At 60.5% G+C, this 20,483-nt stretch carries 21 protein-coding genes and 1 pseudogene; 12 read left to right on the top strand and 10 right to left on the bottom strand.

Translation table 11 applies throughout. The annotated features are described in order from the left end of the window. Positions 1–141: 141 nt before the first annotated feature. From FFR93_RS17745 to FFR93_RS17735, 3 genes are read left to right on the top strand one after another with little or no spacing between them, the layout of a single operon-like run. Positions 142–1,341 (top strand): ROK family transcriptional regulator, encoded by a 1,200-nt coding sequence (locus tag FFR93_RS17745; RefSeq protein WP_138394181.1) that lies wholly within the window; start codon positions 142–144, stop codon positions 1,339–1,341. A 34-nt stretch (positions 1,342–1,375) separates the two neighbouring features. Further along, positions 1,376–2,476 (top strand): Gfo/Idh/MocA family oxidoreductase, encoded by a 1,101-nt coding sequence (locus tag FFR93_RS17740; RefSeq protein ID WP_138394180.1) that lies wholly within the window; start codon positions 1,376–1,378, stop codon positions 2,474–2,476. Positions 2,477–2,493: 17 nt separating this feature from the next. Further along, entirely contained in the window at positions 2,494–3,135 is a 642-nt protein-coding gene (locus tag FFR93_RS17735; protein WP_138394179.1) for a ThuA domain-containing protein, read from the top strand. A 119-nt stretch (positions 3,136–3,254) separates the two neighbouring features. Here the strand turns inward: FFR93_RS17735 and FFR93_RS17730 are convergent, their stop codons facing one another. Beyond that, positions 3,255–3,734, bottom strand: a complete 480-nt coding sequence (locus tag FFR93_RS17730; protein WP_138394178.1) for a DUF2938 domain-containing protein — start codon at positions 3,732–3,734, stop codon at positions 3,255–3,257. Positions 3,735–4,276: 542 nt separating this feature from the next. On the opposite strand from FFR93_RS17730, the gene FFR93_RS17725 reads away from it, so the two are divergent. The 5 genes and pseudogenes from FFR93_RS17725 to FFR93_RS17705 all read left to right on the top strand — a co-directional run. Next, positions 4,277–5,164, top strand: a complete 888-nt coding sequence (locus FFR93_RS17725) for an AraC family transcriptional regulator (protein WP_138394177.1) — start codon at positions 4,277–4,279, stop codon at positions 5,162–5,164. Positions 5,165–5,335: 171 nt separating this feature from the next. After that, complete coding sequence (locus FFR93_RS17720) at positions 5,336–5,734, top strand: heme-binding protein (protein WP_138394176.1); 399 nt, start codon at positions 5,336–5,338, stop codon at positions 5,732–5,734. A 54-nt stretch (positions 5,735–5,788) separates the two neighbouring features. Next, positions 5,789–6,592, top strand: coding sequence for an SDR family oxidoreductase (locus tag FFR93_RS17715; RefSeq protein WP_064712818.1), 804 nt, complete (start codon positions 5,789–5,791; stop codon positions 6,590–6,592). An 80-nt stretch (positions 6,593–6,672) separates the two neighbouring features. Next, the gene (locus FFR93_RS17710; protein ID WP_064691547.1) at positions 6,673–7,221 is read left to right on the top strand and encodes a nuclear transport factor 2 family protein; all 549 of its coding nucleotides are present in this window, start codon (positions 6,673–6,675) and stop codon (positions 7,219–7,221) included. A 194-nt stretch (positions 7,222–7,415) separates the two neighbouring features. Beyond that, a pseudogene (locus FFR93_RS17705) lies at positions 7,416–7,776 on the top strand (2-polyprenyl-6-methoxyphenol hydroxylase); the annotation flags it as partial. Between the two features lie 34 nt (positions 7,777–7,810). Here FFR93_RS17705 and FFR93_RS17700 read toward each other — a convergent pair. From FFR93_RS17700 to FFR93_RS17690, 3 genes are all read right to left on the bottom strand, one after another. Next, positions 7,811–8,047 (bottom strand): hypothetical protein, encoded by a 237-nt coding sequence (locus tag FFR93_RS17700; protein WP_064712820.1) that lies wholly within the window; start codon positions 8,045–8,047, stop codon positions 7,811–7,813. Then, positions 8,047–8,217, bottom strand: a complete 171-nt coding sequence (locus tag FFR93_RS17695; RefSeq protein ID WP_164517744.1) for a hypothetical protein — start codon at positions 8,215–8,217, stop codon at positions 8,047–8,049. Before FFR93_RS17695 ends, FFR93_RS17700 begins: the two co-directional genes overlap by 1 nt. Before the next feature lie 111 nt (positions 8,218–8,328). Then, positions 8,329–8,586: a DUF982 domain-containing protein gene (locus FFR93_RS17690; RefSeq protein WP_138394175.1), complete on the bottom strand. Its 258-nt coding sequence runs from the start codon at positions 8,584–8,586 to the stop codon at positions 8,329–8,331. 412 nt (positions 8,587–8,998) lie between these two features. Between FFR93_RS17690 and FFR93_RS17685 the strand changes: the two genes are divergently transcribed. Then, entirely contained in the window at positions 8,999–9,826 is an 828-nt protein-coding gene (locus tag FFR93_RS17685) for a nickel-binding protein (protein ID WP_064708995.1), read from the top strand. A 193-nt stretch (positions 9,827–10,019) separates the two neighbouring features. Here FFR93_RS17685 and FFR93_RS17680 read toward each other — a convergent pair whose 3' ends face one another. Next, on the bottom strand, positions 10,020–10,298 hold the full coding sequence (locus tag FFR93_RS17680; protein WP_138394174.1) for a DUF982 domain-containing protein: 279 nt from the start codon (positions 10,296–10,298) through the stop codon (positions 10,020–10,022). 592 nt (positions 10,299–10,890) lie between these two features. Between FFR93_RS17680 and FFR93_RS17670 the strand changes: the two genes are divergently transcribed. Beyond that, a complete protein-coding gene (locus FFR93_RS17670; RefSeq protein ID WP_138394173.1) occupies positions 10,891–11,229 on the top strand; it encodes a hypothetical protein in 339 nt (112 codons plus the stop codon). 213 nt (positions 11,230–11,442) lie between these two features. Continuing rightward, positions 11,443–13,233 carry an ABC transporter ATP-binding protein gene (locus FFR93_RS17665; RefSeq protein ID WP_064708998.1) on the top strand — a complete coding sequence of 597 codons (1,791 nt, stop codon included), beginning with the start codon at positions 11,443–11,445 and terminating at the stop codon, positions 13,231–13,233. Positions 13,234–13,416: 183 nt separating this feature from the next. Here the strand turns inward: FFR93_RS17665 and FFR93_RS17660 are convergent, their stop codons facing one another. From FFR93_RS17660 to FFR93_RS17650, 3 genes are all read right to left on the bottom strand, one after another. After that, complete coding sequence (locus tag FFR93_RS17660; RefSeq protein ID WP_138394172.1) at positions 13,417–14,388, bottom strand: threonine/serine dehydratase; 972 nt, start codon at positions 14,386–14,388, stop codon at positions 13,417–13,419. Between the two features lie 133 nt (positions 14,389–14,521). After that, entirely contained in the window at positions 14,522–15,517 is a 996-nt protein-coding gene (locus FFR93_RS17655; RefSeq protein ID WP_138394171.1) for an ornithine cyclodeaminase family protein, read from the bottom strand. 420 nt (positions 15,518–15,937) lie between these two features. Next, positions 15,938–17,344: an adenylate/guanylate cyclase domain-containing protein gene (locus FFR93_RS17650; RefSeq protein ID WP_138394170.1), complete on the bottom strand. Its 1,407-nt coding sequence runs from the start codon at positions 17,342–17,344 to the stop codon at positions 15,938–15,940. 280 nt (positions 17,345–17,624) lie between these two features. Here FFR93_RS17650 and FFR93_RS17645 point away from each other — a divergent pair, with 280 nt between their 5' ends. Then, a complete protein-coding gene (locus FFR93_RS17645) occupies positions 17,625–18,332 on the top strand; it encodes a hypothetical protein (RefSeq protein ID WP_138394169.1) in 708 nt (235 codons plus the stop codon). Positions 18,333–18,352: 20 nt separating this feature from the next. On the opposite strand, the gene FFR93_RS17640 is transcribed toward FFR93_RS17645, so the two are convergent. Both FFR93_RS17640 and FFR93_RS40935 read right to left on the bottom strand, forming a co-directional pair. Then, the gene (locus tag FFR93_RS17640; protein ID WP_138394168.1) at positions 18,353–19,846 is read right to left on the bottom strand and encodes an FAD-dependent monooxygenase; all 1,494 of its coding nucleotides are present in this window, start codon (positions 19,844–19,846) and stop codon (positions 18,353–18,355) included. A gap of 328 nt (positions 19,847–20,174) precedes the next feature. Further along, positions 20,175–20,345: a hypothetical protein gene (locus tag FFR93_RS40935; RefSeq protein ID WP_171049211.1), complete on the bottom strand. Its 171-nt coding sequence runs from the start codon at positions 20,343–20,345 to the stop codon at positions 20,175–20,177. Positions 20,346–20,483 lie beyond the last annotated feature (138 nt).

Here is a 20,483-nt window from a genome sequence, read left to right as displayed (position 1 = left end):
GGAGCTTTCGCCCGATGTCAACCCAATTGCCTCTATTTTTGTCAAATGCGCTTGACAGCAGCACAGGATTGCCCGTTATTTATTTCGTAACCCGTTAAAAATACTAGCTTCCGCCCACGAAACGACCGCCGGCTCATTTTCATGAAGACTGCAGATCCAGAATTGATGCGCGCGATCAATCGCCTGAACGTGCTCGATACCATCAGGCGCCATGGGCCGATTTCGCGCATCGAGATCAGCGAGCGGACCGAACTGTCGACGACAACCGTTTCCGCCATTACCGCCTCCCTGCTCGACGACGGACTGATCCTGCCGCGTCATGAAGGCGATATCCGCAATGAGGCCGTGCGTGGCAGGCCACGCGTGGCGCTGGAACTCAATCCTGATGCCGCGCGTGTCGTCGGGGGCAAGATCGCCGCCAACCGCATGGTCTTCGTCGTCACCAATTTCCGCGGCGACGTGCTGTCTAAGCTCGCCTTGCCAATTCGCATCGACCGCCAGCCGATCGGCGTCATCGCCGATCTGGTCGAGGATGGAGTCAGGCGCTGCGTCGTCGATGCCGGGCTGTCGCTCGAAGATGTCGACAGCATCTGCCTCGGCTTTCCCGGCGTCATCGAGCATCGTACCGGCTACATAAGAAGCAGCCCGATCTTTCGCGACATCAATGTCGATTTCGCCGCCGAGATGTCAACGCGGCTCTCGACGCCGACCATTGTCGAAAGCGACGCCCATGCCATCACGCTCGGCCATCATTGGTTCGGAAGAGCGAGGGATCTCGAGGATATGGTGCTGATTTCGCTGGAACAGACGCTGGGGCTCGGCGTGTTGCACGGCAACCGCCTGTTTCGCGGCGCCGGCGGCCTCAGCCACAATCTCGGCGATCTCGTGCTCGGCATGGGGCCGAATGGCGTAGTGCGGCTTTTCAGCCAGGCCGGTGAAAGCGCGATCCTTGGCGAACAGCAGGCCGACGGACGTTTTGCCGAAGCGATCCGCCTCGGGCGCGGCATGACCCATGCCCAGGCGCTGATCAAGGCCGATGACGACCGGCTGATCGCCTCCGCCATCCGCGCCGGCGAAGCGGTGGGATTGACCATCGCCAATATAGTCACGCTGTTTGCGCCGCCGCGCGTCATTCTCGTCGGCTCCAGCCTGGCTCTCGGCGAACCGTTTTTGAACAGCCTGCGCGATGCCTATGCGCTTGCCATCCCACCGTCGCTACGCGGCGTGAGCGAACTCGTCTTCGATGATTCGAGCGATGATTTCTGGGCGCAGGGCGCTGCCGCCGTGGCGCTCTACGAACTCTACGAATCACCCTGGAGCACCACGGGGCCGGCCCTTTGACGGGCGAGACAAGCAAGATCAAACGGAGGAATTCATGGACAAAGTCGGTATCGGCATCATCGGATGCGGCAATATTTCAGGCGCCTATCTCACCGCGATGGCCTCCTTTCCCATTCTCGATATCCGCGGGGTCGCTGACCTCAACCGGGAGCTCGCAGAAGCCAAGGCTCGCGAGTTCAACATTCCCGCCAAGACAGTCGAAGAGCTCTTCGCCGACCCCAAGGTCGAAATCATCGTCAATCTAACCATCCCGAAAGCCCATGTCGCCGTCGCGCTCCAGGCGCTCGAGGCCGGCAAGCACACCTATTCGGAAAAGCCGCTCGGGATTAATTTCGCAGAAGGGAAAAAATTGGCGGACGCCGCCAAGGCGAGGAATTTGCGCATCGGCGCGGCGCCCGATACCTTCCTCGGCGGCGGCCACCAGACGGCGCGCGCCCTGATCGACCAGGGCGTCATCGGCCAACCGGTCGGCGGCTCGGCGAGTTTCATGTGCCCGGGCCATGAACGCTGGCATCCGAACCCGGCTTTCTATTACGAAGTCGGTGGTGGGCCGATGCTCGACATGGGCCCTTACTACATTACCGATCTCGTCAATCTTCTCGGACCGGTATCACAGGTCGCCGGCTTTGCGACGACGCCACGCGCCGAACGGCTTGTTACCAGTGAGCCGCGCAATGGCGAGCGTATTCCCGTGCACGTGCCGACCCATGTCGCCGGCATGATGGCTTTTGCCAACGGCGCGGTCGTTCAGATCGCCATGAGCTTCGATGTCGCCGGCCACAAGCATGTGCCGCTCGAAGTCTACGGCACCGAAGGCACGCTTATCGTCCCGGATCCCAACAAGTTCGGCGGTCCGGTGGAATATCTGAAGAAGGGCGGCGCTTTCGAGGACCAGCCGGTCACCGCGCCCTATGCCGAAGGCAACTTCCGCTCGCTCGGCGTTGCCGATATGGCGCATGCGATCCGCTCGAACCGGCCGCACCGAGCCAATGGCGATCTGGCGTTGCACGTGCTCGAAGTCATGGAAGCCTTCCATACAGCGTCCGAGACCGGACGGACGGTGACGATCACCACGGTGGCGGAGCGCCCTGCCCCCTTGTCCGAGTCCATCGTCGACGGACGGCTGGCGAAATAATTTCAGGAGGAATGAGAATGCGTGAAGCACTGATTGTCTGGGGTGGCTGGAGCGGGCACGAGCCGCAGGAATGCGCCGAAATCATCAAGACCATGCTCGAGGAAGACGGCTTCAAGGTCTATCTCGAACATGGGACCGAGGCGCTCGCCGACCCTTCCGTCCATGATCTCAGCCTCGTCGTGCCGATCATGACGATGTCGAAGATCGAGAAGGAGGAGGTCAAGAACCTCGCTGCCGCCATCGAAAGCGGCGTCGGGATTGCCGGCTATCACGGCGGCGCGGGCGATGCCTTCCGCGACTCTGTCGACTATCAGTTCATCATCGGCGGCCAGTGGGTCGCCCATCCCGGCAACATCATCGACTATACCGTCAACATCACCCGCCCCGACGATCCGCTGATGGAGGGAATTGCCGATTTCCCCTATAGGTCGGAGCAATATTACATGCATGTCGACCCCTCGAACGAGGTTCTGGCGACGACCAGGTTTACGGGCGAACACGCCTACTGGATCGACGGCGTCGTCATGCCAGTCGTCTGGAAGCGCAAATACGGCAAGGGCCGCGTCTTCTACTCATCGCTCGGCCACCAAGCCAAGGAATTCGACGTGCCGGAGATGAAGACGATCTTCCGCCGCGGCGCCAATTGGGCGGCGCGGTGAAATAGGATTGTTCGCACGTGCCAATGGGCTGCCCCTCACCCTAACTACCCCTACCCTAACCCTCTCCCCGCTATGACGGGGAGAGGTGCCGGCCGGCGGATGAGGGGCAAGCGTCAATCTCAGCGCAAAATCAACGCCGTGCCGTAAAGCCCCAGCGCAAACACCGTATGCGCAAGGAGGTTGAAACACCGGACCTTGTTCGGCTTCGGATGTCTCGAGGCGGCCCAGCCGAGGCCGAGGCCCGGCTGCAGCAGGAACCACCCTGCCCCGACGGTGATGATGCCGAAAATCCAGGCGGGAAGAAATGTGGGTGCGGCGAGCCATCCCTCTCCCATGATGAGTGCAAAAATAATGCCATAGAGAATGCCGACGGCGTAGTGGCTGAACCAGCCGAGAGCGAGTTCTTGAGCATAGGGCTCGGCATCGGCGATGTTCTCATGAAAGACCTTGCCGCGGCCGAGATGCCAGAACCAGCGGCCGACCGGAGCCCAGTTCGGCGGCGTCTGGCCAAAGACCTTCGTGAGCACGATTGCCCAGAGGTCCATGAGGATGGTTGCGCCGGCGCCGATCGCCAGGCCGCGCCACAGAATATCGAACATCGGGAATCACCGGAAAGCGTTGACGTGAAGAAGCGCCAGAAGATCATTGCAGGCGTTTGAGCGCAATGGCGTTGGTGCAAGCTACCTGGTCTGTTGCAGTCGGCAGGTCAGCGGATTGCCCTTATACCCACCATAGCTCTATCATGAGACGCGAGGGTCAATGGCGATGCCATTCTACTGGAACGAGCTGAACAGCGCGGATTTCGCCGGACTTTCGCCTGATGGCCGTCGTCTCCACGCAATGTCCCATCGGCCATCCCAAAGTAGGATCAGCGGCATCCATGGCCGCCGACATGCTTGATGGCGAAGCCGCGAGAAGGATGCGGTAGCGCTTGGCGCCAGGGGACTTGCACTTCCCTGAATTTCGACCAAAAATACTGATCGTAATACTCGGGCACCTCAGAGCAAAATGCGGCGATCCCGGAAGTTATTCATACAATAAATCAAAGGTGATTGCAGATTGCCGGCAGCGCGACACGGCAACCTGCCTGCCGAGACTGAACAATTCGAATTTATATCTATCTTCACGGCGTGGATGCGACATGTCTTTGGTAGAATCGCAGGGGGACAGAAAGTATCGGACCAGCGAGCGAGTGGGTGGGCTCGTTGATTGCTCATCGTTGCAGGTCGAACTCAGGCATTTCGATCCGGGCTGGCAAGTCGACCTTACACTCGAGTGTACGGAAATTGCCGTCCTGCTCTCGGGTCAGTCGAAGATCCGGTGGACTGGTGATGGCCACAGGCGAGAGGCAATCGCTCGCCCCGGCGTCGCTTGGGTATGTCCGGCGGGTGTCCATGAGAGCGCGGTGGAAATCATGGGTACCATGCCCGAGTCCCTGCACATCTTCCTGCCGCCGTCGCTCGTCGGTGAGAGCGCGCTTTCAAACTTCGACATCGACCCGGCCAAGGTGCAACTCGCCTATGCGGGTGGCGTCCCCGATCCCATGGTGCTGCAGATCGGCCAGCTCTTTCGGGGCTTGTTGAACAGAAGCCTTGAGCCAACTGATCGCCTCTTTCTCGACGGCGTGCAAATGGCGCTGGCGGCGCACCTGCTCAGCACCTATTCGTCTGTTCGCTGGCAACCGGCCGCACGGGCGCCGACTGTCAGCCCAAGAAGGTTGCAACGCGTGTTCGATTTCATCGAAGCCCGCATCGCAGCAGAAATCTCGCTGGATGACCTTGCTGCGGAGGCTTGCCTCAGCCCCTTTCATTTTGCCCGCATGTTCCGCAAGGCTACCGGCCTGACCCCGCATCGCTACGTCACGGAGCGACGGATGGAGGCTGCCAAGGAAAAGCTGCGGCTCGCACGGTCCTCGCTCGTGGAGATCGCGCTCGATACCGGCTTCGGCTCACAGGCAAATTTCACCCGCGTCTTCCGCAAGATGACCGGCTTGACGCCCGGCCAATACCGCGCGCTCTTCACCCGCTAGCGGGTTTCGCCCGCCGAAATGGGTTCGCCGTTCGTGCATGCCGACACGCCGGACCGCAAGATCTGCACATAGCGCAGCAAGAGCTGAAAATACTGCAAAACCGGTTTCGCCTATACACCTGCCTCATCGAGCGGGGAGCGCTCGCCCCTGAACGAAAAAGGGAGACAGGAGATGATTACCACTGACGAAGCTCGCAGGATCATCGCCGCAGGTGAAGCGCGGGCTAATGAGATCGGTGTGCCGGTCAATATCACCGTCCTGGACGCCGGAGCGCATCTCAAAGCGTTCAGCCGAATGGACGGCGCGGTGCTCGGCTCGATCGACCTGGCTATGGGAAAAGCCCGGACGGCCGTTTTGTTTCAAACGACAAGTGAGGCCGTCTGGGAGTATTGCAAGCCCGGCGCTCCCGCCCATGCCCTCGAATTATCCAACGGCGGCCTGACTCCGTTTGCCGGCGGAATCTCGCTCTTTGCCCGCGACGGCACTGTGATAGGCGCCGTTGGCGTTTCCGGCGGAGCGGTTCCACAGGATCTCGAAATTGCACAGGCAGCGGCTGCGGCCGTCACGTGATGCTGTGCCAACACCTGACTTCGATCAACCTGAAACCATCGAAAGGAATGTCTCATGACCAAGACCATTTTGATCACTGGCGCGGGCTCCGGCTTCGGCAAGGGCGCCGCCATCGGCATGGCCAAGAACGGCCACAGGATCATCGCGACCACGCAGGTTTCCTCGCAGGTGACGCCACTGCGTGAGGAGGTCGCCGCCCTCGGTCTGAAGAACGTTCGTGTCGAGCGTCTCGACCTCACCGACCCCTACGACATCAAACAGGCGCAGGGATGGGATATCGACGTTCTTTGGAACAATGCCGGCATGGGCGAAGCCGGCCCGGTCTGGGAAATCCCAATCGAACTTGTTCGCAAGAACTACGAAGTCAACGTGTTTCTGCCGCTGGTGCTGACTCAGGGCGTCGTCCAGAGATGGGTGCGCGAAGGCAAGAAAGGCAAGGTGGTCTTCACATCCTCGATGGGCGGCCTCTTCACCCCGGCTAACTGGGGCACCTATGTCTCAACCAAGCACGCGTTGGAATCGATCGCCGAAGCGCTGCAGCAGGAACTCGCCCCTTATGGCATCAAGATCCAGACGATCAATCCGGGGGCCTACTACACCGGCTACAACGAGACGATGGCGGACAATCCGTTCCGCTGGCTGGATGACGGCAAGAACTTCACCAAGCGCGCAGATCTGCGAAAGGGTTTCGACGATTTCTTCGCGACGCCCGAAGGTAAGATGGACCCGAAGGAAATGATCGACCGGATGATTGAAGTCGTTCCAGCCGACACCGGCAGGTTCCGCAATGTCGTTCCGAAGGTCATCGAGGACATGCTGAAGGAGCATCAGCTGAGAGCTTGGGAAAACCAGATCTAAGCAGATTTCTGGCCGCGAGCCCGCAAGCGGCACCCGGCCAGCGGGTGCTAACCCACCAACTCGACCTTCTGGAGGAAACCATGCCCTACACCGCAACGGCAACCGCCTGCCGGCCGCAATCCCTGAGCAGGCGCATCTTCAATGCAATCCTCGGCATCGCCGCCACCATTCTTGCTCTGGGCGGGCTCGAAGCCCGCGCCGCAGCGCAGTCTCTGACCGAAACCGAACGCCGCAACAAGGCAGCCGTCGAGGCTGGCTTCGGAGCCTGGGCGGCCGGCACAGGCAGCCCCTACGACCTCCTCGCCGACGACGCCCGCTGGACAATCGAGGGCTACTCGCTGGCATCGAAGACCTATCCCAGCCGCGAGGCCTTCCTGCGTGAGGTGATCCGCCCGTTTAATGCCCGAATGAAGGCGCCGCTGAAGCCGACGATCCGCAACGTTTATGCCGACGGCGACACTGTGATCGTCTTTTTCGACGCCCGCGGCATCGCCCGCGACGGAGAGCCATACGCAAACACCTATGCCTGGTTTCTCGACATGCGCGACGGCCGGATCGTGCGTGCCTCGGCTTTCTTCGATTCGGTGGTGTTCAACGCGTTCTGGACCCGTGTGACGCCGGCCGACTAGCGTCTTCCCGGTCAGAACCACACTTGCCATTCTAGCGGCGCGGCGGGCATCCTGTGCCATATCGCCCAGATGCTCGTCGCCTTCTCTGCCCTTCCAGGAGAGCTATACCAGGAACGGCAGCCCGACGGATTAGCCGCCCTCCTGCGGCTCCTCGGCGCCATGACCGATATCGCCACCGATATCACGGCGAATTACGCCATGGCGACCTACTGGCAGGCGACCGCGCGCCCGATGCCGCTCAGGGGCGCGGCCGGCCAGCCGGTGCGCCTGTTCGACCTCATCAAGGGGCCGTATTGGACACTGGTCGATTATGAGGTGGAGCAAGCCGCCGTGCCGCCGCGCCCGGGCTGCACATCCACAGGATCGGGCCGGCGCAGCGTCATTGATGAAGGCGGGTATTTCCGCGGCGCCTATGCGCCAGAGCCTGGCTACTAGGTGCCCATGCGTTCGGACGGCTATGTCGGCGCCATCGTCACCTCCGGTGAGGCCTCAGCGCTAGAGGCCTACCTGGTAACCGTCGGCCTTCGAGTGGCTTTCGAAGAACAACCGTCTTGACGGCCGCGGTCGCGCCGATCGCCGCAGGCACGTTTCAAAGCGCGTCGCGCTCGTATCGCGGCGTCCAGCCGCGCGCCATTCCGCGGCTCATCACACGTTCGGCCAGCGCCAGTTGCCGGCGCAGATGCTGGCAGTCATCCAGCAGCGAGCGGATCGCCGCCTTGGCGTCATCGTCATGCCAGGCGAGCACGGCTTCCACTTCCCAGGCGTCATCGGATCCTAGCTGACCGGCCTTGGGGTGATGGGGTTTCAAACTCTTTGCCGGCAGCATCAGTTCAGCGCCAGCGGCAGTTGGACAGGGCGCGGCAAGGGCGGCAGCGGCCGGCTGAGTTCCACCTTTTTCTGCCAGGCGGCGCGGCGCTGTTGATCCCGCTCACGAGCCGCGCGGGAGGCTTCGACAAGGGCTAGGGCGTTGGCAATCACCTGTTCCGTATGTGTCATGACCATCTCCAATGTTCATGTTTTGTTCTAATCTAGACCTTTGGCCGGAGAAGTCAAGCGCGGGGACGAGCTTCGTGGAACCATGCGGGATCGGGGGAGCGCGGGCGCTGTTCAGTCGGCGGCTTCTATGACGGCGATGCCCGCCTCCTGCGCAGCCCTGATGAAGGCGGCCCGCACATTGTCGGGCGGCAGGTCACCGATAATCGCATCCAGGCAGGCTTTGACGGCTTCCAAATATTCTTCGCCGTCATCGACCGGCCAGTCATGGAGAAGCGTGCGGGCAGCATCCCACACAGAGTTAATAACGGCATAATGCCCGAGCCCCATCGAGGCTAGGCCGACCGGTCGAAAATTTGCCGTCTGTCTCACTTTGCTTCAGCTTTTCCCAATTTCGGCGAGCTAATCGACAATATGCAATTTGCATGCCGTGGCAGCGACCTTCCATCTTGGCCAATCATGGCCGTGACAGACGTGTCTCTCCATGCAGGCTCCGGCGGAGGGCGCTTGAGAACGGGGGACCGTCTGAAGCTGCTTGAGGGGTTCCGGAACCGGTCATCAGTCATTAAGCGACCGATTATGGTAAATATCAGACTTAGCGCAGCAATCCTACTCATTAAACCTGCCATTTCCTTGCATATTCTGTCGAAAGCGCAGCAACGCGTTGCGTTTGCGAAAGCAACACTTTGTAATGATCCGTGATTGTTGTCCCGAAGGTGGACGGGAAGGCATCCAGATCGTACAATGCCATCTCTTGCACGCGACGGACTTGGGAGGACGCGCGATGCCAATCTTCATGGACCGGCATTATCTTAAGGGAACCTCGCCCGCCGAGGTCGCCCAGGCACATCGCATGGATATCGATATTCAGGATCAATACGGCGTCAAATTCCTTACTTATTGGTTCGACGAGCGGCGCGGGACCGCCTTCTGCCTCGTGGATGCGCCCGACCGGGAAACCGTCCAATGCGTGCATCGCGAGGCGCACGGTTTTGTCGCCAATGAGATCGTCGAGGTGGCTCTGTCGGCGGTCGAGGCCTTTCTCGGTCGCATAAATGACCCCGATCCGGCCCCCGGCCAGTCGTCGGCGCAAATGGATCCCGGCCACCGGGCGATCCTATTCACCGATATCGTCGGCTCGACCGAGATGACGGCACGCCTCGGCGATCGCATGGCGACCGAACTGGTGCGAGCCCATGACGCGATCGTGCGCCGATGCATTGGCAAGAATTCCGGCCGGGAGATCAAACATACAGGCGACGGCATCATGGCCGCCTTCGCGGCAACGACTGCGGCCGTCGCATGCGCCCGGGCGATCCAACAGGAATTCCAGCATTATAATGGCGGCAATGCCGAGCCCATCCACATCCGCATCGGGCTCGATTGCGGCGAGCCGGTCGAGGACAGCAACGACCTGTTCGGCTCGACCGTGCAACTCGCGGCCCGCCTCTGCGCAGCCGCCGCCAGCGACCAGATCCTGGTGTCGGAGAATATCTTCCGGGAATATGGCGCCAGCGACCTGTTCGCCCATGCGACCCGACGGCGCCTCAAAGGATTTTCGAAGCCCATGCTGGTGTTTCGATGCGACTGGGCCAATGCCGGCCCAGGCTAAAGCGCGTCGCGATCGGGCGACACGCAGAGATCCGGTGAAATCCGCCGAGACTGTTGGCGCCTCCCGAGGCTTGCCCTACTCGTTGCGACCACAAAGAGGCGATCACCTGCCAGCTGGCATCCGAGCCCAGGCGCGCCCGCGCGCATGACGTCGCGGCGCCCGGCCCCCAGATCGCACAAACCAGCCTGGTCCTTCAAGCATTGCCGATGTTTTGATCGCCCATCCGCTCAAATTTCGGGCCTCCGAGCATGCCCGACATCTTCAGAAAGCGCCGGAAATTCTCGCGCGCGGCGCTGAGGGGAAAATGCCCCTTCGCCGTATCCCTGCACGCCTTCAGCAGCGTGTCATATGCCAGACCTCGCTTGTCCTGCGGCCACTCATCGAGAAAATCGAAGATTTCATCGAGACACGTGATCTCGGCGACGAAATGCTGACGATGAAGAAAAACCGGCTCGAACCGAGCTTCCGACATAGTAACCTCCCATTTATATTACTTTTTTATGGGATTATATTACTGAAAATCACCGTTTTGTTCAAGGCAAAATCGGGAATCACTGACCTACGGACACTGCGGACTTACTTCCATAATCGCAGAATAGTCCCGCCAGGTTATCCTGAATTTTCCCGTGCGGCGAAGAACGGTCACTCAATATCGAAGCCACTTCCAATCGGATGCGCGCTATCGATCCGGCGGCCTCGCATCTGCTTGTGCCGGCATGATAGATTGCCAAAACCAACCTCAGGAGAAGCTCAGATGGTTCGATTCCTCAAATTGATTACGACCGGCGCGATGATCGGCGCGTCCACGGTCACGGCTTCCTGCACCTCGTCCGCAAGGCAGGATCGGGAGGATTATCAATATCAGCTGGATACTTCCAGGAACCCCGCCTGCGCAGGAGGATTCAGACCCGGCAATGCTCGCTCCTGCAGCTATTGAAAGCCAGTTTGCGCAAACGAGAGGCGGCGCACCGGAAGCCGGCATTGCCGGGCGGTCGACCACCTGCATAGCCAGAGAACGAAACACTACGAATTCTACCTTTTAGAGATTCCTTGATTTCCACTCTTTGCCGCTGAACACCATCAATGCGATTATCGATAAAGCCGACCAGCTTGCGAAGCATTGGGTTGACCGAACTATGCCGCAATCGCTGCATGGCAAGCGGCTCGGTATCGTCGTCGATGACACGGGATGGCGGTATACCGCTGCCTTCGATGTTAGTGTGAAGGCCATGGGCGGCATGTCCGTGCTACCAATCCTCGGCTGCACGACGAGGTTCCCCACTCCCCCAATTGTGTCGTTTTCGCATCACTTTCCTTGCGGTTGTAAATTCCCTCTTGGCAATGGCGAATTGCTTCGCTACAAAACGCTCACCGCATCAGATCCAACATTAGGGAGGCGTTGAATGACAGCATCAATCATCGAAACCTCCCCATATGGTATGTCCCGACGCTAGGTCATATCTCTTCGCGACCCGCCTTACGAGTGCGCGACATGCGGTTTTCTCTTCCTTCATAGCCCGATTGATCTGACAGCATTACTTCGTCTTCCGCGCGGGCTGTGCCTTTTTAACTCTCGGTTTTGAGGACCGGTTTCCGCTAGGGCCGGACTGGCTAAAATGACTCGCAAGAAGCTCGATTTCCGCGCCGATGCTTATCGTCACGTGCTCGGCTTTGTTTTTCATCATTGGAGCCACCGGCCAGCGCTGGTGGGCGTTATCATTGTATTGGTTGCCGCCAGCACTCTGGCCGAGGTCATGGTTCCGGTGTTTTCCGGCCGGATCGTCGATGCCATTGCAGACGGCAATGCCGTCGATGATGCGCTCAGCGCCTTCGTCGTCGTCGTGGTGCTCGGCCTCACCAGCGTCGTGCTGCGCTGGTTCATCTTCAACGCCATCATCCGGCTAACGCTGCGCATCATGGCCGATGTGGTCAATAACGGTTTCCACAAGGTGCAGCGTTTCTCGACCGACTGGCACGCCAACAGCTTTGCCGGTTCGACGGTGCGCAAGATCACTCGCGGCATGTGGGCGCTCGACTTGCTCAACGACGTGCTATTGGTCGCTCTGCTGCCGTCCATCGTCATGCTTGTCGGCGCCAGCATCGTGCTCGGCAGCTACTGGCCGATCATGGGCCTGATCGTCAGTGCTGGGTCGCTGATCTATATCGGCGTGACTGTAGCACTTTCCATGGGCTTCGTGTCGCCAGCGGCAAGACTTGCCAATGCCTGGGACACCAAGCTCGGCGGTGCGCTGGCGGATGCAATCAGCTGCAATTCGGTGGTCAAGGCCTTCGGCGCGGAAAACCGCGAAGAGGCCCGTTTGGGCCACGTGCTGGCCAAATGGGACAGCCGCACACGCAGAACATGGAAGCGCGGCACGTCGAGCGGCACGATCCAGGGCTTCATGATGGTGTCCATGCAGGCCGGCATTTTGGGAACGGGCCTGATCATGTGGCGTCAGGGGCTGGCGAGCCCCGGCGACATCACCTTCGTGCTGGCGATGTTCTTCGTTCTGCAAGGCTATCTGCGCAATGTCGGCCAGGACATCCGCAACCTGCAGCGGGCCGTCAACGACATGGAGGAACTGGTGCTGCTCGACAAGATGCCGCTCGGCATCGAGGACAAGCCGAACGCCAAGCCGATCGCGATCGGCGCGGGCGAGATCGTCTTCGATGGCGTCACCTTCCAGTATGGCGCCCATCCCAATCCGCTTTATGAGGACTTTTCAGTCACCATCAAGCCGGGCGAGCGCGTCGGCCTTGTGGGTCATTCGGGCTCGGGCAAGACCACTTTCGTCAAGCTCATCCAGCGGCTCTATGACGTGAACTCGGGGTCGATCCGTATCGACGGGCAGGACATCGCCGAGATCAGGCAATCAAGCCTGCGCGGCCAGATCGCCATCGTGCAGCAGGAGCCGATCCTGTTCCACCGGACCCTGGCGGAAAACATCGCCTATGGCAGACCGAACGCCTCACGGCGCGAGATCGAGCAGGCGGCAAAACAGGCCAATGCGCACGACTTCATCATGAACCTGCCGAAGGGCTACGAGACGATGGTCGGTGAACGTGGCGTCAAGCTGTCGGGCGGCGAGCGCCAGCGTGTCGCCATCGCCCGCGCCTTCCTCGCTGATGCACCCATCCTGATCCTGGACGAGGCGACGTCGAGCCTCGACAGCGAGAGCGAAGTGCAGATCCAGCAGGCGATGGAACGCCTGATGGACGGCCGCACCACGCTGGTGATTGCCCATCGGCTGTCCACGGTGCGGGCGCTGGATCGGCTGCTGGTCTTCGACAAGGGCAAGATCGTCGAAGAGGGCGACCACCAGGCGCTAATCCGGCTCAACAACGGCATCTATCGCCGGCTGTTCGAACGGCAGGCACTGGAACTGACCAAGGGCCTGGTGGCCTAAACCGCAATGCCGGGGCCGACGCCCCATTCAGACGGCTGACAAGGTTCAACCTCTCTTTGCGTCAGGCTCGGGCTTGTCCCCGGATGACGGCAATGGCGCTGCTGTCGAGCTTTTCCGGGCTGAGGCCGCCGGTGAGGCGTCGACGGCGCGATCCTGTCCTCCCAGGGCAATCTTGGCGCCCTACTACTCGGCAGTCCGGTATATCTCGGCCAGGTCGCACAAGTCCCAGTTCCCGCCAGTCAAAACAGCACAGACATTTTCATCCGGCCTGACTTCTATCGAGCCGGCGAGCAAGGCTCCGATACCGATCGATGCGGCCGGTTCAGCGATGAGCTTCGCATCCTTAGCCAGGCTGCGCATGCCTGCGATGATATGGTCGTCATCAACAAGCACGATCTCGTCCACGTATTTTTCGATAATCGGATAGGGGTTCTGACCTGGTACACTTATTCGCAAGCCGTCGGCGATGGTATTTCCCAATGGGAACGATGTGCGTTCCTTATTGATCCGGCTGTGAAAATACTTCGGCGTCAGGGCCGGCTCGGCGCCGACGATGCGCACCGAAGGTTTCGTTTCCTTTATAGCGGTGGCGATCCCCGAGATAAGCCCCCCGCCACCGATCGGCACGATGACCGTATCCACATTGTCCAGATCCTCCAGTATCTCACATCCGATCGTGCCTTGCCCGGCCATGACAACGGGATCCTCAAACCCGTGAATGGTCGCGTAGTTGTTTTCCTCGGCGATTTCGTAGACCTTTTTCCATCTGGCGGCGGTATCACCGTCAAACAGAATGACTTCCGCGCCGAGCGCCCGCGTGTTGGCGATCTTGATTTTCGGCGTGGTGACCGGGAGCACCAGGATCACTTTCACGCCGAGCATCCTCGCAGCGTAGGAAAGCCCTTGGGCGTGGTTGCCGGACGAACTGGCGATGACGCCGTTTGCAATCTCTTCTCGCGGAAGTGAAAGCGCCTTGTTGAGAGCGCCGCGGATTTTGAACGCGCCAGTGATCTGCAGCGTCTCAGGCTTGAGATAGAGCTGGCAGCCAACAGCTTTCTCTATTTTCTCCGCACGCAGCAGCGGCGTGTGCCTGATGTGGGGCTTCAGCCTTTCCCGGGCTTCGCCAATGTCCTGAATGGTTGGGTAGTTGCGCATGATGCTCCTCGCCTTTCCGCGGTCAGGCCGACATTCTTCCGAACATGGCGCAAAGCGCTGATCGATGGTTGATTTGTGAGGCAAGGTCTTGGCTTTGCCTGCAAGGCGACCGGAAGAGCGCATGATCCCCATGTCAGGATCTGAAGAATTCGAAGAACGTTCCGACGCCCTTGTCTATTGCGTTCCGGTAAATCCTGCTTGCCGTAACATTGTCTTGGATAGCCATTCCCGTGGAGTCGAAAATGGTGACCTCGTCATCATCTTCTCTGCCCGGCTTTCTACCCAGCAAGATCTCGCCGATCTCTCCATGAATGTCGTCTTTGGCGATGATATTTCTGTTCAACGGATGCCAGGTCTCACCCTTCTCGGCGCACTGCGCCATTGAATCGACGACCACCTTGGCGTTCCTGAATATCTCAGGATCGAGTTCCTGTTTACCCCGCTGATCGGTGCCGATAGCAACGATGTGCGTGCCGGCCTTGATCCAATCCGCTTCCACAAGCGACCCTTTCCCACGAGTGGTCGTAACCAGGATATCGGCGTGCTCAACGGCTTCCCTTTTGGAATTCGCCGTGACGACGGAAATGCCGAACTCGCTCTCGATATCATCCTTGTATCTGGCAAGCGTATCCGGATGGCTGTCCCAGGCATGGATCTTTTCAATCGTCATGATCTCACTGATCGCCCGGATCTGCATTCTCGCCTGGTTTCCAGTCCCGATCGAAGCGACTGTCCTGGCGTTTTGTCGCGCCAATGCTTTCACGGAGACAGCTCCGGCAGCTCCGGTTCGGAGGCCGGTGATCAGGCTCCCGTCCATGACGCAGGTCAGCGCGCAGCTTCTCGCATCGAACAGGAGGATCGTACCCATGCCGCTGGGCACCCCATGAGCCGTCGGGTTATCGACGAAACCTCCGGAAGATGCCTTCATGGAGATCACTTCACTGGCCTTGTTGTAGCCAAGCTTGAAGTCCATTTCCCCGCGAGGTGACGGGAGATGTATTCCGATATAATCGGGCTGCACCACCTGATCGCTGTTGAAGGCTTTGTAGGCGTCTTCGACTGCACCGATGACCTCGCGCATGCGAATCAGACTGCCGACGTCCTCTTTGTTAAGCAGCAGCGTTTGCATGAATGGCCTCTTTGTTCTCAAGCTTCAGCCACGGGCCTTTGGCTCCCCAAACCCGCCAGACAGGATCCGAAACGCTGCATGTTCGAACGTCGAGCGGCATATCCAACCAAGACAGCCGCTCTTGCTCATGCAAGTCTCCCGAGATCATTGTCTCGATCTGTTCAATCATCATTGCATCGGCGAGACGGCAGAAGATGTGGGATTTTGGGGAAATTCAGATGTTCCGGCGGTCTCCGCCCCCAACTGCAAAACCACTCGCTGGCAGCCCATGCTGGAATGATCCCGCTGTCATGTCGGCGGCCATGATCAGCACCCAATACGAGACGAGGTGCGGCAATGCAAAGCCGCGTGTCGATCTTTGCCGCAACGCCAATGCGCGAACGCACTTCCGGCTGCATCCCTGCGTTAAGCGGAAATGCATCACGACAGGGCGAAGATCCTGACTTCCCTGCCGATGCCCTGAAGCTCCGCCATCCGCGAGGCCGATGTGATGCCGCTGTCGCGCAGGATCTCCGAGACATTGATATCCTCGACGATCGCCTCGGTCGTCATGATCACATTCGGGTCGGCAAGGCTTTGGACGCGGGAGGCGATATTGACCGTCTGGCCGAAGTAGTCCTGCCTGTCGTTCAAGTTGACGGCGAGGCACGGTCCCTCGTGGATGCCGATCTTCAGGAGGAGGTCGTCGCTGCCGTGTTCGGCATTCAGCCGGCGCATCGCCTCCCGCATCCTCAGCGCCGCCGCCACAGCCCGGTCCGGGCTCGGAAAAGTCGCCATCACGGCATCGCCGATCGTCTTGACGACAGCTCCGGCTTCGGTGGCGACGATCTCGTGAAGAACGCGGAAATGCGCCCGCACCAGATCGAACGCGGCAAGATCCCCGACACGTTCGTAAAGCGCCGTCGAGCCCCTGAGATCGGTGAAGAGGAACGTTAGGCTGGTGATCTTGAGGCGCTGGTCGACGTCGAGCGTATCGGTCCTGTAGATGTCGCGGAAGCTCTGGTTCGTCAGCAACCGCTTGGCTGTCAGAAATGCCCGCCTGCGGCCCAGGAGGTGGTGCAGGTCATCCCCTGCCACGCAGACATTCGGCACCACCCGGCGATCGGTATGGTTCTCGAGAGTGAGCCGCAGCAAGCCGGGGCGCATCGTCACGGTTTCGTTCAGCGCATGTCCCCGGCTGATCACCATCGAGAGATTCTGGCGTTCATCAGTGTGTTCCCCCTGCACGTCGATGAACTGGGCCGAATGCGTCACCGCGTCGAAGATGATGACGAATTGCGCCGGCAACTGCAGCGACACGAACGCCTTCTCCCCCGGCGCGAGCTCGATCATCTCCAGCAGGATGCGGTCGAACTTCGCTTCCAGATCCTCCGGCAAGTCGACGCCGGAGCTGAAGAAAATCTGCCGGTAGTATTCGAGCGGAGGCAGCCGGTCGGGCTCGTGGGCGGCGATCCTGCGCACGCGCGGACTGACGGTGAAGGTGACCTCAACCATCTCGTCGAGGGTCGGTTCGTATCCGGCCGCACAGAGGGCACAATGATAGGTGTCCTGATTGACCCCCTTGAGGGTTGCCCCGCTGTCAAGGACGCCGCCGCATCCCGGGCAAAGCACATTCCAGGTCATCTCGAATGCGCCGATCCGGGCCGCATGCAGGAAGGCGGCGATGGTTTTTTCTTCATCGAGATGATGCTTATCGGCGAAGGCGAGCGCATTGATGCGGTTGAGATCGTGATCGGCGCCATGCCTGACGACGTTTTCGATGCACTCGACCGTCTGCGGGTCAGCCGCCTGTCGCAGGCTGGCAAAAAGCACGTCCATTTCGCTCATCGGACCAGTCTCTGTGCCGGCAACCCGGCTTATGACGTCGGTAGACGGATGATAACACGGGTCGTTCCCAATAGAAATCAACGGGTTTGGAGGTGCCACTCGTCTCCCGTTCGCTCGGGATCTCGCAACCGGAAATCCGGTATTCGGATCATCCGTTACTGCGTTGCATTACCACTGCGAAAATCGGTGGAAACCGCAAACAAAAAGTGAACATCACCCCCTCGACTTCCGCTACAATCAGTCGTTTCGGCCTCATGAGGCAGATCGCAAAGGAGAAACGATGGATCGTCTCGTCGGCGCGGATGAACAGTGTCGATCGGCAGGGCGGGCTGAGGAAGCCGGTCTTGCACGGGACATTACCGCGATCAAAATCGGCGATTGTCTCCTCGGTTACAAATCCGTGCAGCGCCGCATGCGGGGCGGCCGCTGGAACCATTTTCGCGGCCGGATGCGCGAGATCGAAAAATTGATCCGGCATCGTCATGGCGAGATCGTGCCGGAGGCGGATGACGCCCTGATCTATGTCGAGGTGATCGCCAGCCTCGCTTTTGTCGAATTCGGGGAAGGGTTTGTCGAGGTGGTACTCGGCTGGGCGGCGCGATGGTTGCCCTGGGCCGGGAAGGCCGCCATAGAGGAAGTCATTTACGAGAGGACAAAGCTGCGCTTTTCTCCCCTGTCCGCAGACGCGCTCGCCCACGCCCTGCATCTGAGTTATGCCGAACGCAGCACGCTCGGTATTCGCACCATCGGCGCCTTCGACGTGCCGAAGGCGAAAAGAGAAAAGCTGCAGAAGGCAAAGAGACGCCAGCGCGACCGATGCCGGAAAGAGGAGCAGCGGCGGGGCGCCGGCGCAATTTCCAGAGCCGACTATCTCGCCAACGCCTTCAGCCAGACCCGACCCTGGGAGGCGTTCGGCATCAGCCGCCGGACGTGGGAGCGCCGCGGCAAACCGATGCCGGACGGCGCGCCGATTTCGCTGGCCGCCTAGCTCAGCGGCTTTTTCGCCTGTCAGCGGGGCGGCCCGAACCAGGTGCTCATCGCTGCGTCCAGGCCATTCCGGTGCCCCTCGCCCGCCCAGGCCACATATCCGTCCGGCCGGATCAACACCGCACTCGGCGCTGCGACCGCCCCCAGCGCCGGCAACTCCCATGGCCCGTCATAGCTCGCATGGACCAGAGGCACGCGATCTGACCATGGCCCGGTGTCGACGCTACCGCGCGACCCAAGGTTCAACAACACCGGTCTTGCATCTTTCAGCAGCGCAAAGACACGCAAGGGGCCGTCCGTCGTGACCAGGTCGAGGTCGGGCATGCGGCGGCCGAGCAGCGGGTGCCCCTCGCCGAGGTCGTAACGAATGCCAAGTCCGGACATCTCGGCGGCAATCGTCTTGCGCACCTCCTCCAGGGCGAGGAGCTCCAGAACGATGTCGCGCAGGGCATCGCTGCGATCATCAGTGCGTTGCAGTGCGACCTGCGCCATCGTCGTGCGCAGCACGCGGGCGGCGACCGGATGGCGTTCGGCATGATAGGTGTCGAGCAGTGCCTCGGGCGATATGCCCTTCACCACCTGGGCCAGCTTCCAGCCGAGATTGACGGCATCCTGCACACCGGTATTGAGCCCCTGCCCGCCGACCGGAGAATGCACATGGGCGGCGTCACCTGCCAGCAGAACCCTGCCCCTGCGGTAGATCTCCGCCTGCCGTGACATGTCGGTGAACCTGGAGATCCACTTCGGGCCGTGGATTCCATAATCGGTTCCGCAGGCGGCAATGAGCGCTTGCCTGAGATCATCAAGCGTCGGCTGGCCTGTGCCGCCGGCCGTCTTTTCCGGGACCATGACGTTGATCGGACCTTCACTGGCGAAGATCACCTTGCCGTCGCGGATTTCATATTCCTCGCGGCCGAAGGCATGCATGCCGAGCGCTGTGCGATGGACACCGAGCGGCGGCTCCTCCTTCATCTCTGCCTCGGCGAGAATATTGCTGGTCGTCGCATCCGATCCCGGAAAGGCGATGCCGGCCATCTTGCGAACCAGACTGCGGCCGCCGTCGCAGCCGACGAGATAGCCCGCGCGCAGCGACGACCCGTCGGAAAGTTCGAGGGTGACGCCGGTCTCATCCTGCACGAAACTGGTCAGTTCGCGGCCGCGGAGGACCGTCACCGGCAGCTCACCGACCCAGCCGGCCAGGATGCGCTCGATATGCTTCTGCCGCAGGGCCAACCCGTAATTGTGCCGCGTCGGGAAGTCGCTGATGTCAAGCCGCGTGACCGCAAATCCGGTGACCTGGGCGATCTGCCCCTCCGCCAGGAACCGATCGACGATGCCGCGCTGGTCGAGAACCTCGAGCGTGCGCGAACTCAGACCGCCGGCACGCGAACCGACGATCTCCTGGTTCTCGCGCCGTTCGACGATCGCGACATCGATGCCCGCCAAGGCGAGTTCACCCGCCAGCATCAGCCCCGTCGGCCCTCCCCCTGATATGACGACCGCATGGTCTCTCATCCGCGAACTCCTCTGTTCACACTGCCCGAGAGCAAAATCCGCCACAGCGGGCCGACCTGGTCCAGCTGACTCTCGTCTATTTCGTGATACCTGCTTGGGTGCCGACTTCACCCTGTCGCAAGTTGTTCCCCCTATAAATATAGCTCTCTACTGGTGGGAAGGACTTGCGACAGAATTTCTGCCTTGCTTTCCAAAGCCCTGTTGGTCGCCGCTTGCGCAGTATCTGGCGGTGGAGCGGGGGCGCTTCAACACGACCCGACCGGGTGGGCGCCGGATCCGGCAGAATGCTTTCCCTTCCACCATTCGTTCTCGAACGGCGACCTCGCTCTCACTGCGGAGCCGGCGCCTTCTGCGGGATGCTCTCAGCCGCTGGTGGCTCAGATGGATCGGTGGGATGGCCGTAGATCGTGTAAACGGCGCCCGCCACAATGCCGAGAACGAGAAGGGCGAGCACATACGACATCATTCCGCGGATGGCCGTTTTCGGAGTTCTGTCCATCAGGGGGACCTCCAAGGTAACTCAGGGTCAAAGTCGATGCGGGCGCTTTTGGTTCCGAGAATGAAAGTCTGGGGCTGCCCGTCGGCATCTGCACTGAAGGCGATGCAGATCATCAATCTTGAACCTGATTATCGGCGC

The organism is Rhizobium sp. MHM7A (assembly GCF_005862215.1).
GTDB lineage: Bacteria > Pseudomonadota > Alphaproteobacteria > Rhizobiales > Rhizobiaceae > Rhizobium > Rhizobium bangladeshense.
This window is presented reverse-complemented; position numbering and strand designations above follow the sequence as displayed.

What these genes read in the sequence shown, in the direction of transcription:
- FFR93_RS17745 (WP_138394181.1), top strand. Translation starts at nt 142, where the DNA reads ATGAAGACTGCAGATCCAGAATTGATGCGCGCGATCAATCGCCTGAAC.
- FFR93_RS17740 (WP_138394180.1), top strand. Translation starts at nt 1,376, where the DNA reads ATGGACAAAGTCGGTATCGGCATCATCGGATGCGGCAATATTTCAGGC.
- FFR93_RS17735 (WP_138394179.1), top strand. Translation starts at nt 2,494, where the DNA reads ATGCGTGAAGCACTGATTGTCTGGGGTGGCTGGAGCGGGCACGAGCCG.
- FFR93_RS17730 (WP_138394178.1), bottom strand. Translation starts at nt 3,734, where the DNA reads ATGTTCGATATTCTGTGGCGCGGCCTGGCGATCGGCGCCGGCGCAACC.
- FFR93_RS17725 (WP_138394177.1), top strand. Translation starts at nt 4,277, where the DNA reads ATGTCTTTGGTAGAATCGCAGGGGGACAGAAAGTATCGGACCAGCGAG.
- FFR93_RS17720 (WP_138394176.1), top strand. Translation starts at nt 5,336, where the DNA reads ATGATTACCACTGACGAAGCTCGCAGGATCATCGCCGCAGGTGAAGCG.
- FFR93_RS17715 (WP_064712818.1), top strand. Translation starts at nt 5,789, where the DNA reads ATGACCAAGACCATTTTGATCACTGGCGCGGGCTCCGGCTTCGGCAAG.
- FFR93_RS17710 (WP_064691547.1), top strand. Translation starts at nt 6,673, where the DNA reads ATGCCCTACACCGCAACGGCAACCGCCTGCCGGCCGCAATCCCTGAGC.
- FFR93_RS17700 (WP_064712820.1), bottom strand. Translation starts at nt 8,047, where the DNA reads ATGCTGCCGGCAAAGAGTTTGAAACCCCATCACCCCAAGGCCGGTCAG.
- FFR93_RS17695 (WP_164517744.1), bottom strand. Translation starts at nt 8,217, where the DNA reads ATGACACATACGGAACAGGTGATTGCCAACGCCCTAGCCCTTGTCGAA.
- FFR93_RS17685 (WP_064708995.1), top strand. Translation starts at nt 8,999, where the DNA reads ATGCCAATCTTCATGGACCGGCATTATCTTAAGGGAACCTCGCCCGCC.
- FFR93_RS17680 (WP_138394174.1), bottom strand. Translation starts at nt 10,298, where the DNA reads ATGTCGGAAGCTCGGTTCGAGCCGGTTTTTCTTCATCGTCAGCATTTC.
- FFR93_RS17665 (WP_064708998.1), top strand. Translation starts at nt 11,443, where the DNA reads ATGACTCGCAAGAAGCTCGATTTCCGCGCCGATGCTTATCGTCACGTG.
- FFR93_RS17660 (WP_138394172.1), bottom strand. Translation starts at nt 14,388, where the DNA reads ATGCGCAACTACCCAACCATTCAGGACATTGGCGAAGCCCGGGAAAGG.
- FFR93_RS17655 (WP_138394171.1), bottom strand. Translation starts at nt 15,517, where the DNA reads ATGCAAACGCTGCTGCTTAACAAAGAGGACGTCGGCAGTCTGATTCGC.
- FFR93_RS17650 (WP_138394170.1), bottom strand. Translation starts at nt 17,344, where the DNA reads ATGAGCGAAATGGACGTGCTTTTTGCCAGCCTGCGACAGGCGGCTGAC.
- FFR93_RS17645 (WP_138394169.1), top strand. Translation starts at nt 17,625, where the DNA reads ATGGATCGTCTCGTCGGCGCGGATGAACAGTGTCGATCGGCAGGGCGG.
- FFR93_RS17640 (WP_138394168.1), bottom strand. Translation starts at nt 19,846, where the DNA reads ATGAGAGACCATGCGGTCGTCATATCAGGGGGAGGGCCGACGGGGCTG.
- FFR93_RS40935 (WP_171049211.1), bottom strand. Translation starts at nt 20,345, where the DNA reads ATGGACAGAACTCCGAAAACGGCCATCCGCGGAATGATGTCGTATGTG.